The 16763-nt window shown below is 33.6% G+C and carries 12 protein-coding genes and 1 rRNA gene; 11 read left to right on the forward strand and 2 right to left on the reverse strand.

The window, feature by feature from the left end; translation table 11 throughout:
• Nucleotides 1-18 precede the first annotated feature (18 nt).
• The 11 genes from A9G48_RS10385 to A9G48_RS10435 all read left to right on the forward strand — a co-directional run bounded on the left by A9G48_RS10385 (nucleotide 19) and on the right by A9G48_RS10435 (nucleotide 15793).
• Nucleotides 19-891: a shikimate dehydrogenase gene (locus A9G48_RS10385; protein ID WP_034948359.1), complete on the forward strand. Its 873-nt coding sequence runs from the start codon at nucleotides 19-21 to the stop codon at nucleotides 889-891.
• Nucleotides 892-1001: 110 nt separating this feature from the next.
• Complete coding sequence (gene aroD, locus A9G48_RS10390; protein ID WP_034948360.1) at nucleotides 1002-1766, forward strand: type I 3-dehydroquinate dehydratase; 765 nt, start codon at nucleotides 1002-1004, stop codon at nucleotides 1764-1766.
• A 1225-nt stretch (nucleotides 1767-2991) separates the two neighbouring features.
• The gene (gene plsB / locus A9G48_RS10395) at nucleotides 2992-5412 is read left to right on the forward strand and encodes a glycerol-3-phosphate 1-O-acyltransferase PlsB (protein ID WP_051825458.1); all 2421 of its coding nucleotides are present in this window, start codon (nucleotides 2992-2994) and stop codon (nucleotides 5410-5412) included.
• A 347-nt stretch (nucleotides 5413-5759) separates the two neighbouring features.
• Nucleotides 5760-8828 (forward strand): formate dehydrogenase-N subunit alpha, encoded by a 3069-nt coding sequence (fdnG, locus tag A9G48_RS10400; RefSeq protein ID WP_080715940.1) that lies wholly within the window; start codon nucleotides 5760-5762, stop codon nucleotides 8826-8828.
• A 15-nt stretch (nucleotides 8829-8843) separates the two neighbouring features.
• On the forward strand, nucleotides 8844-9812 hold the full coding sequence (fdxH, locus tag A9G48_RS10405) for a formate dehydrogenase subunit beta (RefSeq protein WP_080715941.1): 969 nt from the start codon (nucleotides 8844-8846) through the stop codon (nucleotides 9810-9812).
• The gene (locus A9G48_RS10410) at nucleotides 9805-10500 is read left to right on the forward strand and encodes a formate dehydrogenase subunit gamma (protein WP_051825461.1); all 696 of its coding nucleotides are present in this window, start codon (nucleotides 9805-9807) and stop codon (nucleotides 10498-10500) included. Before fdxH ends, A9G48_RS10410 begins: the two co-directional genes overlap by 8 nt.
• A gap of 106 nt (nucleotides 10501-10606) precedes the next feature.
• Nucleotides 10607-11515, forward strand: a complete 909-nt coding sequence (fdhE, locus tag A9G48_RS10415) for a formate dehydrogenase accessory protein FdhE (protein ID WP_034948363.1) — start codon at nucleotides 10607-10609, stop codon at nucleotides 11513-11515.
• Nucleotides 11516-11740: 225 nt separating this feature from the next.
• On the forward strand, nucleotides 11741-12700 hold the full coding sequence (locus tag A9G48_RS10420) for an ABC transporter substrate-binding protein (protein ID WP_034948365.1): 960 nt from the start codon (nucleotides 11741-11743) through the stop codon (nucleotides 12698-12700).
• 321 nt (nucleotides 12701-13021) lie between these two features.
• Nucleotides 13022-13996 (forward strand): ABC transporter substrate-binding protein, encoded by a 975-nt coding sequence (locus A9G48_RS10425; protein WP_080715942.1) that lies wholly within the window; start codon nucleotides 13022-13024, stop codon nucleotides 13994-13996.
• Nucleotides 13997-14052: 56 nt separating this feature from the next.
• The gene (locus A9G48_RS10430) at nucleotides 14053-15006 is read left to right on the forward strand and encodes an ABC transporter permease (protein ID WP_034948368.1); all 954 of its coding nucleotides are present in this window, start codon (nucleotides 14053-14055) and stop codon (nucleotides 15004-15006) included.
• Nucleotides 14999-15793 (forward strand): ABC transporter ATP-binding protein, encoded by a 795-nt coding sequence (locus A9G48_RS10435; RefSeq protein ID WP_034948371.1) that lies wholly within the window; start codon nucleotides 14999-15001, stop codon nucleotides 15791-15793. The genes A9G48_RS10430 and A9G48_RS10435 overlap by 8 nt, the downstream gene beginning before the upstream one ends.
• A gap of 201 nt (nucleotides 15794-15994) precedes the next feature.
• On the opposite strand, the gene A9G48_RS10440 is transcribed toward A9G48_RS10435, so the two are convergent.
• Entirely contained in the window at nucleotides 15995-16555 is a 561-nt protein-coding gene (locus A9G48_RS10440; RefSeq protein ID WP_065576141.1) for a pseudouridine synthase, read from the reverse strand.
• Nucleotides 16556-16681: 126 nt separating this feature from the next.
• Nucleotides 16682-16763, reverse strand: a 5S ribosomal RNA gene (gene rrf / locus A9G48_RS12235); the annotation flags it as partial.

Raw genomic sequence — 16763 nt, forward strand, 5'->3', positions numbered from 1 at the left:
TATTGTGGAGAGTTGTTAATGAGAAATAATATCGACGGACATTTTTTATTGATTGGTTTAATGGCTTACCCTATTCGCCATAGCTTATCCCCTCAAATGCAAAATACCATTTATTCTAAATTAAAGGTACCTTATGTTTATTTAGCATTTGAAGTTGACCAAAAAAAACTCCCTGACGCAATTAAAGGAATACGAGCATTAGGATTACGTGGCAGTGCTGTGTCTATGCCCAACAAACAACTAGTCTGCCAATACCTTGATAAGTTAACACCTGCTGTGGAAATGAGTGGTGCGTGTAATACTATTTCAAATGATAATGGTGTTTTAACAGGCTATAACACAGATGGAATGGGCTACATGCGCATGCTCAAAGAAGCCAATATTGATATAATAGGCAAAAAAATAACCATTCTAGGTGCTGGAGGGGCTGCAACAGCCATTGTTGTACAAGCTGCTCTTGATGGCGTAAAAGAGATCACTGTCTTTAATCAAAAAGATGAGTGCTATACAAAAATAGAGACCATTGCGAAAAAATTAAATCATAATACTCAATGTGATGTATGCGTGTTCGATCTGGCCGATAAAGATCAACTACGCAAAGAAATTTCAGATAGTGTTGTACTTTGCAATGCAACAGGTGTCGGAATGAAACCGTTAGAAGGAAAAAGCTTAATTACAGATCCAACAATGTTACCCCCCGATCTTGTTGTTACAGATTGTATTTATAGTCCGCGTAAAACAAAACTACTTGAAATAGCTGAGCAACAAGGTTGTAAAATATTAAATGGTATTGGCATGATGTTATGGCAAGGTGCAGCTCAAATAAAAATTTGGACAGGCGAAGATGCCCCTATTGATTATGTGAAAGAGCAAATGGGTTTTAATGATTAATAAATAATTTCTTATGCTAATGACTTCATGCTACTGTTTTATTTAATACAAAATTAAAACCAGATAAAATTATGGTCTATTAACGGAATTTTTAGCTAACAGGATACAAAATGAAAACACTAACCATCAAAAAACTTGAAATCGGTTCAGGCGCACCCAAAATTATTGTGCCAATTATCGGTAAAACTGAAGCAGAATTAATTGATGAAGTACAATTTTTACAATCAATTGATTTTGACGTTTTAGAGTGGCGTGTTGATCACTTTATCCACGTTGATAATCTTAATACTGTAAAGTTAGTCGCTAAAAAAATAACAGATTTACTACCAAATAAACCCATTTTATTCACTTTTAGAACCGCAAACGAAGGTGGAGCTAAGCCATGGCCATTAACATCTTATATTCAATTAAATAAAGAAATGGCTTGTAGCGGGTTTATCGATCTGATTGATGTTGAGATGTTTATTGGTGATAACTATGTAAAAGATATTATTGATGTTGCACACAAACATCAGGTATTTGTTGTGGTATCAAATCATGATTTTGAAAAAACGCCATCTAAAAGAGATATTATCTATCGACTAAAAAAAATGCAAGAACTTGGCGCAGACATTCCCAAAATTGCTGTTATGCCACAAACAACAGATGATGTATTAACATTACTTGCTGCCACCACTGAAATGAACCAGAAATATGCAACCAAACCTATCATTACCATGTCTATGGCAGAGCTTGGCGTCGTGAGCCGTATTGCTAGTGCAACGTTTGGTTCAGCAATGACTTTTGGTGCAGCCAAAAACGCTTCGGCACCTGGTCAATTAGAGATTAAAGAGTTACGTTATATTTTAGATATATTGTATCGAAATAAAAATTAATTTAATAAAACTTATTTTTAGTAAAATAATTAATTGCTGATTTTCGTTAAAACATTTAATTAAGGAAATATCAAAAAGTATAAATTTGAAAAGTTTAATTAATAGAAATTTTTATTAGTCAAAATTGGGGACGTTTAAGTGATGCTGTTTGTTTACACTATTTTAAAATATCTTTATCAAATAATATATTAAAATTAATAAGTTGAATAATACTATACACATATGATAGCAAACCGCCACATTAGTGGAACAATCTATATTGCAAATATTTGTGTTATATCTAGTCGGTAAACATTATGATTATTCGAATGAGGCAAAACTGGGGTTTGATAGTATCAAAGTAATATTAAGTGATTTAGTACCAACTTCTAGCTGAAGCCACATCAATTTTCTGTTAAACAACATACTATTTTTCTCCAAGTTACTTATAATTCAGTTTAACCTGAAGATAAACTATAGTTTAATCGAAAGAAAAAAATAAATGAAAAGAGCATTAGAAGCAACAATAAATAAATCAAATATCATTAAAATTTATAATATAAAATCGGAAATTATGAGCGAATACCAAAAGTATTGTTTGCCAATTAAAAAATAAGATGTATTCATCATAATCTGAGTGTAGACATTAATAATCCTAAAACATTTATTTTTAGCGAAAGCTCGACGATTTAACAATAACAAATATACTATTCATTTTTAAAGTTCGAAACGTTTTTAAATAAAACTTAATTAAATAAAAAGCAATTTTAACCAATGACCTATCCTTTTTAAAAGGCTAACTATTATATTTTTTAATAATGCATAGATAAATCATATGGTTTGTTAATTATATACAAAAATATAAATAACGATACTAACTTCTTTTATAACAGGTTTTATATATACTAGTTTAATAAATTTATTAAAGAAATTATTCCGGTGCACTTAGATCATTCCTTATAATCCAAAGAGATTCGTTGAAGTTGATATTAATAAACCTTTATAATACGCTTATATATTACTATAACCATTAATAGCAAATATAGTTATTAGCTAAAAGATTGTGCAATTTTACTAACTTTTAAGTGATAACAAGTATATACTTAATCAAGTCCTCTTTTTTTAATTAAAAAAAAGAATTATTTAGCTTTACAACCTAAACACTCAATTTTTGTTTGGTTGATTGGTTAACAACCTGGCATGATTTAATGTATATAATTTACGCAAAAGTATGAGGTTTATTTTTATGTTTTCTTGGTGGACTAAAGCTTATTTTTCACTTATCCAACTCCTAATTAAACTTTTTGTTAAAAGCAAACCTATTCCTACTGATCCCATTGCTGAATTAGATATTGATACAAACAGACCAATCCTCTATGTATTGCCATATCATTCGAAAATAGACTTAATGGTCGTTCGTTCCCTTTGTCTGCATCATAATTTACCAGATCCATTAAAACGTATTGATATTAATGGCAAAATGGTTTCTGCTTTTATTTATATTGATAAAGGGCCAGGTATTTTTGCATCAAACAAACAACAGTATAAATCTATAACAATTTTAAGAAATTATCTTTTAGCTCATCAACAAAATCAACAATTAGATATTCAAATGTTACCTGTATCGGTAATGTTTGGACGCAGTCCAGATAAAGAAGGCAAAAAAAAACCATCTCTTCAAGTGTTTGGTGCAACGTATAAATTATATAAAATAATCACTTCAGGACGAGACTGTTATACACGTTTTTCAAGAGCTGTTTCATTAAAAGCCATCGAATATGATAATAATCAAGATGTTTCTATTTTAGCGCACAAATTAGCACGTGTTGCACGTATTCATTTTGCTAAACAAAGAACAGCATCAGTAGGTCCAAAGCTACCCATTCGCCAAGAAATGCTGAATAAATTATTAAATAATCCTAGTCTTTCAGAAATAATCCAAGAAGAAGCAAAAAGTAAAAATATTAGCCTTAATCAAGCTAAACAAGATGCATTAGCAATGCTAAATGAAATTGCTGCTAATTTTTCTTATCGTATGCTTAGAATTACTGATTTTGCCTTAACTTGGGCTTGGCACCGGCTTTATCAAGGGCTTAAAGTGACAAATGCTGATCCAATTCGAGAGCTTGCGCAAAATGGTCATGAAATTGTTTATGCACCTTGCCACCGCAGCCATATGGACTATTTACTATTATCTTATGTTCTTTATCGCCAAGGGCTAGTACCTCCTCATATTGCTGCTGGCATTAATTTGAACTTTTGGCCAGCAGGTCCTATTTTTAGGCGATTAGGTGCATTTTTTATTCGCCGTTCATTTAGAGGAAATAAACTCTATACAGCCGTCTTTCGTGAATATCTAGCTGAGCTATTCATCCGAGGTTATTCAGTTGAATATTTTATTGAAGGTGGGCGTTCACGTACTGGTAGACTTCTTGCCCCTAAAACAGGTATGCTGATGATGACCATTCAAACCCTATTACGAGGTGATGCCAGACCAATTACTATAGTACCTGTCTATATTGGTTATGAGCATATATTAGAAGTAGCAACCTATGCAAATGAGCTACGTGGCGCTAAAAAAGAAAAAGAGAGTTTGTGGCGCACAATTAAAGCTTTTTTTAAATTAAAAAGGTTAGGCTTTGGCTATGTTAATTTTGGACAACCAATACCCCTTAACCAATTTTTAAATCAACAGGTTTCTAATTGGCGAGATGCTATTGAACCAATGGGCATACAGCGCCCTAACTGGTTAACACCGACAACCAATTTGCTTGCCAAACAAATAATGGAATGTATTAATTCATCAGCAGCAATTAACGCCATGAATCTGTGTAGTTCAATATTATTAGCTGCCGATCAGCATGCATTAACCAAAGCGAAACTTTTAGAGCACATTGATTATCTTTTAAAATTAATGAAAAATGTTCCCTATTCGAATTTAATTACCATTCCAGATCAAACGGCAGAAGAGCTATTCAAACACGCTAAAGGAATGGGAAAATTTGTTATCACAACAGATGAAGTTGGTGAAATTGTAGGCTTAACGGCAGAACAAACAGTATTGATGACTTATTATCGCAATAATATTCAGCATTTATTAATTATTCCTGCTATAGTGGCTCGCATTTTACTAAAATATAACCGAATTTCACCAGGTGCAGTTATTGAACAGATAAAATTGCTATTCCCGTTAATCAAATCAGAGTTATTTCTTTACCATAATGATGAGCAACTAACTAAATATGTATCTCAAATCATCGCAACTTACGCTGAATTAAATCTAATTGATTATTCACCAGATAAACTAACTTTAAGTTACCTTAAAATATCTGATTTGCAGTTACTTGCATCATCATCTAAAGATATGCTACAGCGTTATACTATTGCTTTTTCATTATTACAAAAAGATCCAACTATCAGCCGATCTTCTTTAGAAAAAGAAGCTCGGTTAATTGCTGAAAGATTATCAGTATTACACGGTATTAATGCCCCTGAATTTTTTGATAAAGGCGTATTTTCAACTTTGGTTATTGCATTACGTGAACAAGGTTATTTAGATGACCAAAACGGGACTAACGTCTTAAAGATTGAACAAATGAATACTATACTCAAACCGCTTATAACAACACGAGTGATGCAAACAATTGAAGAAATTAATCCTAAATAAATTATTTATGCTTGCCTTGCTGATAGGCAAGCAATACTTAAGTTGTAATTTAATGAAGGAAAAAGTACCACGATAAACATGCGATTTATATTTTTTTAGCCTCACAAATTATTACCAATTTTTTCTTACCATCTTCTCAAAATAAATTTTATGGTTTTTATAGTAATTACTTAAAATAATACTGTTATTTTATCTATTTTTTGACTCACATCAAATTTCATGCATTCATTCCTGTTTTTTCCTTTATTTCCATTTCATTAAATATTATCATTACAAATAGTAAGGATGTTTATTACCTTCAATATAATAAACCAAATAATGTAATGTCAGCTTTTTAAGGAGTCCTTATGCTATTTAACCGTAGACAGTTCTTCAAGATCTGTGCTGGTGGTATGGCTGGAACAACGGTAGCTACACTGGGATTTGCTCCAAATGTAGCACTTGCACAAACTCGCCAATTTAAATTATTGAAATCAAAGGAAACCCGTAACAACTGTACCTATTGCTCTGTAGGATGTGGAATGTTACTTTATAGCCGTGGAGATGGCGCAAAAAATGCCGAATCATCCATATTCCATGTAGAAGGAGATCCTGATCACCCTGTTAGCCGCGGTTCACTTTGTCCGAAAGGTGCAGGCGTGCTCGACTATATCAAAAGTGAACAACGTATTAAATACCCTGAATATCGAGCTCCAGGATCAGATAAATGGCAGCGTATTAGTTGGGATGAGGCCATTGATCGTATTGCACACCTAATGAAAGATGACCGTGATAAAAATTTTATTGAAAAAAATAAAAAAGGTACAACTGTCAACCGTTGGACAACCACTGGTTGGCTTGTCACCTCAGCCGCAAGCAATGAAACAGGTTGGTTAGCATTTAAAATAGCCCGATCATTAGGCATGTTAAGTCTTGAAACACAAGCAAGAGTTTGCCATGGACCATCAGTATCAAGCTTAGCAGCAACTTATGGTCGAGGCGCAATGACTAACAACTGGAATGATATAAAAAATGCTAATGTAATCATCGTAATGGGAGGAAATGCTGCCGAGGCTCATCCTGTAGGCTTTAAATGGGCTATTGAAGCTAAGATTACTAATGGAGCAGAAATAATTGCTATTGATCCACGTTTTCATCGAACCGCATCTGTTGCTGATCATTACGTACCAATCCGTGCAGGATCAGATATTGCATTTTTATTAGGTATTGTTAATTACCTTATTACCCATAATGAAGTGAATTACGATTATTTAATCACCCATAGTAATGCTGCTCTGATTATTCGAGATGACTTTAATTTTAATGTAAATAATGGGCTTTTTAGTGGCTATGATGCCTCAAATAAACAATATGATCAAACCAGCTGGGCATATCAAAAAGATGTAAATGGCTATGCCCTACGAGATAAAACGCTAAAGCATCCCCGCTGTGTTTGGAATCTACTTAAGCAACACGTTAGCCGTTACACTCCCGAAATAGTCAATCAGATAACAGGTAGTCCTATTGAAGGCTTTTTACATGTTTGTCGTTCCCTAGCCAGCACTAAAACTAATGATAGAGCCGCTACTTTTTTATATGCATTAGGTTGGACTCAACATACTTATGGCACACAGATTATTCGTGCTGCCGCCATGATTCAACTAATTCTTGGCAATATTGGTATAATGGGAGGAGGTATTAATGCGCTACGTGGACATTCAAATATTCAAGGATTAACCGATGTGGGTTTATTATCTAATCGATTACCTGCTTATCTCGAGTTACCGAAAGATTCTCAAGTTTCATTAGAGCAATATTTAGAAGAAAAAACACCAAAACCACTTGGTCCAACTGAGGTTAATTTTTGGGGTAATTACCCTAAATTCTTTGTTAGTTTTATGAAGTCTATGTATGGAAATAATTCGACTAAAGACAATAATTGGGGATTTGATTGGCTACCTAAATGGGATAAAACTTACGATATTTTAAGATTTAGTAAAATGATGCGCGATGGTGAGGCTAATGGATTTATTTGCCAAGGATTTAATCCTCTTGCTGCTCTACCTGATAAAAATAGTATTCGCGAAGGTTTATCAAATTTAAAATTCTTAGTTAATATTGATCCATTACCAACAGAAACAGCCGAGTTTTGGAAAAACCACGGCGAGTCAAATGATGTTGATCCAAGTAAGATTCAAACTGAAGTTTTCAGACTTCCCTCCAATTGTTTTGCCGAAGAAAACGGGACCATTGTTAACTCTTCTCGTTTATTACAGTGGCATTGGGCTGCAGCCAGACCTCCTTATGAATCATTATATGATCCTGAAATCATCGCTCGTATCTTTTTAAGAATTAAAGAACTCTATGCCGAAGAAGGTGGTGCATATCATGAGCCTATTAATAAATTAACATGGGATTACCAAGATCCTAGAGGACCTGCTGCGGAAGAGTTAGCTAAAGAATGCAATGGTCGTGCACTTGCTGATTTAATCGATGATAATGATAACCTTATTCTCAAAAAAGGGCAGTTACTTAGTGGCTTTTCACAATTAAAAGCCGATGGCACAACGTCATCAGGTATTTGGATTTTCTGTGGCTCATGGACAGAGCAAGGTAATCAAATGGCTAGACGAGATCCAAGTGATCCATCAGGTAAAGGAATTCATGCCGGTTGGGCATGGGCTTGGCCAATGAATCGAAGAATCCTTTATAATCGCGCTTCTGCTGATGAAAATGGTAAGCCATGGGATCCTAAACGAGTATTAGTAAAATGGAATGGTTCAAGCTGGGATGGTAATGATGTGGCTGATTTCACCACAACATTGTCACCAAGCTCTGGTGCTGGCGCATTTATTATGAATAATGATGGTTTGGGTGGATTATTTTGCTTAAATAGATTGGTTGATGGTCCTTTTCCTGAGCATTATGAACCATTTGAAACGCCTATTTCAAATAACCCTTTACATCCAAATCAGATAAATAACCCAGTTGTTCGAGCATTTAAAGAAGATTTAGAAAGATTAGGTAATGCTAATGAATTCCCTTATGTTGGTACAACTTATAGTATTACTGAGCACTTCCATTTTTGGACACAACATACAAGGTTAGCGTCAATTACACAACCAGAGCAATTCATTGAATTAAGTGAAAATCTTGCCAATAAAAAGGGAATAAAACTTGGTGATACAGTAAAGATAACATCTAATCGCGGCTATATTAAAGCGAAAGCAGTTGTGACAAAACGCTTACCAACTTTGACAGTAGATGGTAAAGAGATCGAAACTATTGGAATACCAATTGTCTGGGGCTTCACCGGGCAAACTAAAAAAGGTTTTTTAGTCAACGAATTGACACCTCATTGGGGAGATGCAAATTCACAAACACCTGAATATAAGTCATTCCTAGTCAATATCGAAAAAGTTACCACAGTGGCATAAGATGGGAGAATAAATATGTCATTACAAACTCAAGATATCATCCGCCGCTCAGCAACTAATGATTTGACCCCTGCTCCACGAGCAAGAGATTATCAGCAAGAAGTAGCAAAATTAATTGATGTAACCACTTGTATTGGTTGTAAAGCATGCCAAGTTGCCTGTAGTGAGTGGAATGATCTCCGTGCAGAAATTGGTAATACTGTTGGGGTATACGATAATCCAGCTGATTTAGAGCCTAAAGCTTGGACAGTTATGCGTTACTCAGAAGTTGAAATTAACGGAAAATTCGAATGGCTTATCCGTAAAGATGGCTGTATGCACTGTTCTGATCCTGGTTGTTTAAAATCCTGCCCTTCTGAAGGTGCAATTATCCAATATGCTAATGGTATTGTAGATTTTCAATCAGAGCATTGTATAGGTTGTGGTTACTGCGTTGTAGGGTGTCCATTCAACATACCAAGAGTAAGCAAAGAAGACAATCGTTCTTATAAATGTACTTTATGTGTTGATCGGGTGGCAGTTGGACAAGAGCCAGCTTGCGTTAAAACCTGCCCTACTGGTGCTATTCATTTTGGAACAAAACAAGATATGATTCGCCATGCTGAGCATCGCATTGAAGATCTAAAAAAACGTGGTTTCGAACATGCTGGGCTTTATAATCCTCAAGCTGTCGGTGGTACTCACGTTATGTATGTTTTGCACCATTCTGATCAACCGGAGCTTTACCATGGTCTACCAAATGAACCGCAAATTAGCGAACTAGTTAAATTCTGGAAAGGAGCTTGGAAACCGCTATCAGCTGCAGCGTTTATTGCAACTTTTAGTGGACTTCTTTTCCATTACATGGGCGTTGGAGCTATTGAAGTCGATAAAGAAGATATAGAACATGAGAAAGAAGCAGATAAACAAGCAAGAAAACGTTTAGGACTACCTACTTTTAGAAGTAAGAATAATCCATTATATCAAGAGGATCATCATGAATAAGAAAGGAATGATATTAAGAACACCACTTATAGTTCGTTTTTGTCATTGGTGTATGGTTTTCCTGTTTATATTAACTACATTATCTGGTTTATCGCTGTTTTTTCCATCAATTAAACTATTTGGATTAGTACTAGGTACACCACAATTAGTTAGGGTATTACACCCAATTATTGGTTGTTTTGTATTTGTTTTATTAATGTTTATGTTCTTAAAACTTGCTCATCACAATATCCCGAATAAAAATGATATTATGTGGTTAAAAAACTTTAAATTCGTCATTATGGGTAAAGAAGAAGGTATCCCTATTGGCAAATACAATGTCGGTCAGAAATTTTTATTCTGGTGTATTATGGGTTTAATTTCTGTGTTATTTGTTACAGGAATGATTATGTGGCGTAGATACATTTCGGATTACTTTTCAATTGAAATTGTTCGCATTGCAATATTTTTCCATTCATTTGCTGCTATTTGTCTAATTTTGCTTGCTATTGGTCATGCTTATATGGCGTTTTGGGTCAAAGGTTCAATAAAAGGAATGATTACGGGTTATGTTTCACGTGCGTGGGCGCATAAAAATCACTCATTATGGTATGAAGAAGAAATGAAAAAAATTTATCAACAAGAACTACAAGCGAATGAACAATCAAGTATTATTCAAAAAGCAAAAGCAGAACAAAAAAACACTTAATAATCATTATTAATTTTAATAGATATTATCCGCTGGTAGTAATCAGCGGAGTTATCTAAATTAATAATTTAATTTTAGATAAAATAGTCATGAATGGTAAGCGATAATGAGCATTAAAATCATCCAACAAGAGCAACTTGAACAACATAATATAAATTCTGTTATTAGACAAATTCCATTACTTTTTTATCCGTCCCCGAATACATTGTATATGCGTAGAGCAAAACGTTTGAAAGCGCTTGCTAAAGAAAGTCCACTGTCTAGCTATTTGATTTTTTGTTCCACAATTGTTGAACAACAAGCTGAAATAATTAAAAATAATCCCATTAATACCGATCTATCTCATCTATTAAACAATGACAAACCACCATTAACTTTAGAAAACTTGCCGCTTACTTATGTTTGGCAAGATTATTTAAAAACGCTATTGCATTTACTTTCTAATACAACAGAACAAGTTGCATTCGTTATTCAACAATTAAAAAAAAATGATACTGAGCAATTACAACATAAAGCATTTCATTTACTTAATAAAGAGTACAATCATGTAGATGGTAATGAAGCTGTATTTATATGGTCGGCATTATCAATTCATTACAGTCAACTTGCTAGTCAAATCAAAGGTAAAGCTGTAGCAGAAAATAGCCACCAGCACTGGTTATGCCCTGTTTGTAATTGTATGCCTGTAGCTAGCGTTATTCAGCTTGGCAGTAATAATGGGCTACGATACTTACATTGTAGTTTATGTGAAAGTGAATGGTATGTACCACGTGTTAAATGCACATGCTGTGATAATCTAAAAGATATTGAATATTTTTCGCTAAATAACGAATTATCTGCGATCAAAACAGAATGTTGTGGTGTTTGCCAAAGCTATTTAAAAATATTTGATCAAGATAAAGACCCATATATTGAAGTAGTCGCAGATGATATTGGTTCTCTTATGTTAGATATAAAAACAGAAGAAGAAGGCTTTGCAAAAAGTGGGATCAATCCATTTGTATTTCCAAAGTAACTAATATTAGTTCATTCTAGCTGTCATATTAATCAATTTTAAAATAAAATTTTCTTTGATAGAAATATTTTTATCCATATAAAAACACGCTAGTTTCTATATACTGCAATACTTTGTTCATATTTATACTAAAACAGTGATCATGCTTAATAGTCAAATACAACTTAACATTTTTGCTTAATAAAGCTAAAATGAATCACTGTACTAGTTTATGAGTTTATCTAAATGAACCGTTATTTATCATTGATAGTTATACTGTTAGCAATGCCATCTTTTAGCTTTGCTGATATCGTTAAAAACGTCGCCATTACAGCAATTATTGAACATCCCTCCTTAAACCAAATTCGTGATGGAGTTAAAGATGAATTAGTAGAAAATGGCTTTATATTAAATAAAAATCTAAATGTACAATATAAAAGTGCACAAGGAAGTAGTGCAACAGCAGCTCAAATTGCAAGGCAATTTATCTCTGCTAAACCTGATGTTATCGTAGCAATTGCCACACCTAGTGCTCAAGCAACCGCGGCAGCTACTAGGAAAATCCCAATTGTGTTCGCTGGAATTACTGATCCTATCGCAGCTAAGTTAATTAAAGACTGGAAACCAACAGGTTCGAATATTACTGGTGTTTCCGATTATCAAGAAATTATTCCACAAATCGAATTTATGAAAAAAATCGTACCCAATGTTAAATCAGTTGGATACATTTACAGTCCAAGCGAAATAAACTCTACAGTGGTTTTAAAAAATCTAAAAACCTATTTAAGTAAACAAAATATTTTATTAGTTGCCGTCCCTGCACAACGAACTGCTGACATATCAACAGCAACAAATACATTAAAAGGTAAAGTAGATTTAATCTATACTACAACAGATAATAACGTGGTTTCAGCTTATGAATCATTAGTAAAATTTGCTAATGAAAATAAAATCCCACTTTTAGCATCATTTCCAGACGCCGTTGAACATGGAGCTGTCGCGGCTTATGGTATGAGTTATTATGATGTTGGTCGGCAATCAGGAAAATTAGTGGTTCGAATATTGAAAGGTGAAAAAACAGGAAGCATTACACCAGAAATAGGTCAAGCATTGCGCCTTGTCATCAATCTTGATGCCGCACAAAAGCAAGGTATAAATTTATCACCACAAATTATCAGCTCAGCTTATAAGGTTATTGGTCAATAATTATTGTATTTGTTCCCCAAAAAGTAAATGGCTTTTTATCTAAAGGCGCTTTGTGCGCTATTTAGATATAGCAAAGCATATTATAAGTTATAATAGAAAATTCAAATTCCTTTATGCTTTCTTTCCTTCATAATTTCATATAACGGTAAACTAATAGATTAAAATTTATAAAACTAATCTTCTTTATATAAGTATAATTAACGGGTTGTAATTAAAAATTTACAATCAACTTGTTTTTCACTCTAGAAAAATATTATAATTCGATTTATATTAAATGAATATTCAATTTGGCTGTAAAATAAATATTACATAGGTACCTAAATGCGCCATCCAATTCTGAAATTTATCATGCTGCTTTTCTCGATTATAGCCTTTTCATCATCAGCGGATTTTCAAACAAAGCAAAAATATGTTGCAATTACTGCAATTGTTGAACATCCTGCATTAGATAATGTTCGTAAAGGAGTTGAAGATGAACTTAAAGATAATGGCTATATAGCTGGAAAAAACTTGAAATTACAATTTTCAAGTGCACAAGGTAGCAGCGCTAATGCCGCTCAAATAGCTAAACAATTTGTCGCTAATAAACCAGATGTCATTATTGGTATAGCAACACCAAGCTCGCAAGCTTTAGTCGCAACAACAAAGATTATACCTATTATTTTCACTGCTGTCACAGATCCTGTCGCAGCAAAATTAACACCAAGTTGGGAAGCATCAAAAACCAACGTCACAGGTGTTTCTGATGCTTTATCATTAGATTCACAAATTGATATGATATTAAAAATAAAGCCTGATGCTAAAAATATTGGTTATGTTTATAGTCCAAGTGAAATTAATTCAACTATCATATTAAAACAACTACAGGTTTCACTTGAAAAACGCGATATGAAAATTATAGCTGTTCCTGCTCAACGTACTTCTGACATTTCAACAGCAGCAAGAAGCTTAAAAGGTAAAGTCGATTTAATTTATACTACAACAGATAATAATGTTATTTCTGCTTATGAAGCATTAGCTAAAGTAGCTAATGAAAGTAAAATTCCTCTTATCGCTTCCGATCCTGATTCAGCAGAACGAGGCGCAATTGCAGCTTTAGGAATGAGCTATTATGATCTTGGTCGCCAAGCTGGTAAAATCGTTATACGTATACTTAATGGTGAAAAGCCAGGTAATATTCCGCCACAGATAGGAAATGTCGTTCAGTTAACTATTAACAAGAAAATAGCTGAGCGCCAAAATATTACTTTATCTGAAGATGTATTAAAATCAGCCACAAAAATTATTGAAAAATAATTTTATTCTTTATAACTAAACCGCCTATTAGGCGACAACTATTATTGGATATTTTCATGTCGTTTGAATTTTTATTAGGCTCAATCGGGATTGGACTCATTTATGCGCTAGTTAGTTTAGGTGTATTTATTTCCTTTCGTTTACTGGATTTCCCAGATTTAACTGCTGATGCTAGTTTCCCTCTTGGTGGAGCAATCTGTGGTTTATGTATATATATTGGTATTGATCCTTGGATTGCCACATTACTTGGTATGTGTGCGGGTTGTATTGCTGGTGCAATGACTGGATTACTATATGTTAAACTGAATATATTACAATTATTATCAAGTATTATTGTTATGATAGGGCTTTATTCTATCAATTTGAGAATATTAGGATTAGCTCCTTATATTATGGATGAAACACCCAAAATGGCCGGCTCGCCTAATTTATCATTACTTGATGCCAACACGATTTTCTCACCGTTTATAACAGAAGATTATAGCAATCAGTACATCGTACAACCTCTTATGATTTTCGGATTTGTTATTGTATTTTGGATGTTGCTAAATTTATTTCTTAATACACAAATAGGATTAGCTTTAAGAGCAACTGGGACCAATCAAAGAATGGCAAAATCTCAAGGTATTCCAACTGGTAGGATTACCATTCTTGGAATGGCGATATCAAATGGTTTAATAGCTCTTGGAGGTTCTTTATTTGTGCAAACTCAAGGTAGTGCTGATATAACTATTGGTGTTGGAACAATTGTTATTGGTCTTGCCTCCATAATCATTGGTGAAAGTATATTTCCAACTAAACGTATATGGGCTATTATGCTTGCCGTTATTTTGGGTTCAATCCTTTATCGCTTATTTATTGCTTTTGCACTAAGTAATGAATTTCTTCAAGAAATAGGGGTTGGAACAGAAGATCTAAACCTTATTACAGCAATATTGGTTGTACTTGCACTTGTACTACCTAAGCAACTTAAAAAATACTCGAAAAAAAGAGGAAATAAATATGCTTAAAGTTGAGCAATTGCAATTAACCTTTAATCAAGGCACACCAATAGAAAATTACGTATTACGTGGTCTTAACTTGAATATTAATGAAGGAGAATTTGTTACTATTATTGGTAGCAATGGAGCCGGAAAAAGCTCTTTACTTAATGTGATTAGCGGAGATCTATTTGGCAATTCAGGAGATATAATCATTGATGGAAAAAATGTAACTCGCCATCCAGCATGGAAAAGATCTGGTATGGTTGCTAGGGTATTTCAAGATCCAATGGTTGGTACTTGTAAAAACTTAACCATTGAAGAAAATCTAGCAATTGCTTATAACCGCGGGCATCGTTTTAAATTATTGCCAGCCCTCAACCGTAAACTTAGAAAAACTTTCGAACAAAAGCTTGCGACTTTAAATTTAGGGCTTGAAAATCGGTTATCGGATATGATCGGATTACTTTCTGGGGGACAAAGACAAGCTATAAGTTTATTAATGTCAACCTTACAGTCTTCAAAAATACTTTTACTGGATGAACACACAGCCGCTCTTGATCCTAAAACAGCACAGTTTATTCTAGATCTAACTAATGATATCGTTTCCCAAAATCATTTAACGACTATGATGGTTACTCATTCGATGAAACAAGCTTTAGAATACGGTAATAGAACAATTATGCTTCATCAAGGCCAAGTTGTACTTGATGTATCTGGAGAACAACGAAATAAATTAACAGTTACTGATTTATTAGATATGTTTGAAAAAACTCGTGGCGAGAAAGTCTCTGATGATGCATTACTTTTAGGTTAATACTAAAGCTAATAAGCAATATTTCTATAAAAAATATTGCTTATTCAGTTGCTAAAAAAGTGGAAAAATGGATGAATTTTTGAAAATTTGCCTAGATTTTTCTCCATAAAAATAACTAAATGCAGCAGTATAAATATTCCCTACAATAAAACAGCAAAAAATAAAAAATCATTTCCCTTATACAAGTATTGGTATTTATGATCAATAAAGTTCATCTAATTTTATTATTTTCCATTGACCTAAAGGTAAGTGATGAGTAAATAAATTATATCCTCCAATTTGAACTCTAATTAAACGCAAGCATGGAAAGCCAACAGCAGCACACATTCTTCGTACTTGACGATTTTTCCCTTCAGTTATAGTGATGCTTAACCATGAGGTAAAAATAGTTTTACGTTCCCTAATAGGTGGTATTCTTTGCCATAAATTTATAGGCTCTTCTAAAATAGTCGCTGCCGCCGATGCTGTATAAAATTCTTTTAGTTGGACTCCTTGCTTTAATTTATCTATAGCCTGTTGACTAATTAATCCTTCTACTTGAACCCAATAAGTTTTTGGTAACTTAAATTTTGGTGAGCTGATTTTAGCTTGTAACTTACCATCATTAGTTAATAAAAGTAGCCCTTCGCTATCGGTGTCCAACCTACCTGCCGGGTAAACTTGTGGTAAAGGAATAAAGTCTTTTAGTGTCTGATATTTTTCATGAGGCGAAAATTGAGTGACAACATTAAACGGTTTATTAAAAGCTATTAATGTTTTCATTATATTCCTATACTGATTTTATCATATTACACATTAAATAAATTCTATTTAACATACATTTATATAATTTATTTAATAGACGTAAAAAAGCCCAGCATCTCTGCTGGGCTCTCTATAATTTAAAAAGTCTGGCGGCACCCTACTCTCACATGGGTAATACCCACACTACCATCGGCACTACGGCGTTTCACTTCTGAGTTCGGCATGG

The sequence above is a fragment of the Gilliamella sp. wkB18 genome, from assembly GCF_001690875.1.
Lineage (GTDB): Bacteria > Pseudomonadota > Gammaproteobacteria > Enterobacterales > Orbaceae > Gilliamella > Gilliamella apicola_A.

Coding starts and splice junctions, on each gene's coding strand:
- A9G48_RS10385 (WP_034948359.1), top strand. CDS start 19: ATGAGAAATAATATCGACGGACATTTTTTATTGATTGGTTTAATGGCT.
- aroD (WP_034948360.1), top strand. CDS start 1,002: ATGAAAACACTAACCATCAAAAAACTTGAAATCGGTTCAGGCGCACCC.
- plsB (WP_051825458.1), top strand. CDS start 2,992: ATGTTTTCTTGGTGGACTAAAGCTTATTTTTCACTTATCCAACTCCTA.
- fdnG (WP_080715940.1), top strand. CDS start 5,760: ATGCTATTTAACCGTAGACAGTTCTTCAAGATCTGTGCTGGTGGTATG.
- fdxH (WP_080715941.1), top strand. CDS start 8,844: ATGTCATTACAAACTCAAGATATCATCCGCCGCTCAGCAACTAATGAT.
- A9G48_RS10410 (WP_051825461.1), top strand. CDS start 9,805: ATGAATAAGAAAGGAATGATATTAAGAACACCACTTATAGTTCGTTTT.
- fdhE (WP_034948363.1), top strand. CDS start 10,607: ATGAGCATTAAAATCATCCAACAAGAGCAACTTGAACAACATAATATA.
- A9G48_RS10420 (WP_034948365.1), top strand. CDS start 11,741: ATGAACCGTTATTTATCATTGATAGTTATACTGTTAGCAATGCCATCT.
- A9G48_RS10425 (WP_080715942.1), top strand. CDS start 13,022: ATGCGCCATCCAATTCTGAAATTTATCATGCTGCTTTTCTCGATTATA.
- A9G48_RS10430 (WP_034948368.1), top strand. CDS start 14,053: ATGTCGTTTGAATTTTTATTAGGCTCAATCGGGATTGGACTCATTTAT.
- A9G48_RS10435 (WP_034948371.1), top strand. CDS start 14,999: ATGCTTAAAGTTGAGCAATTGCAATTAACCTTTAATCAAGGCACACCA.
- A9G48_RS10440 (WP_065576141.1), bottom strand. CDS start 16,555: ATGAAAACATTAATAGCTTTTAATAAACCGTTTAATGTTGTCACTCAA.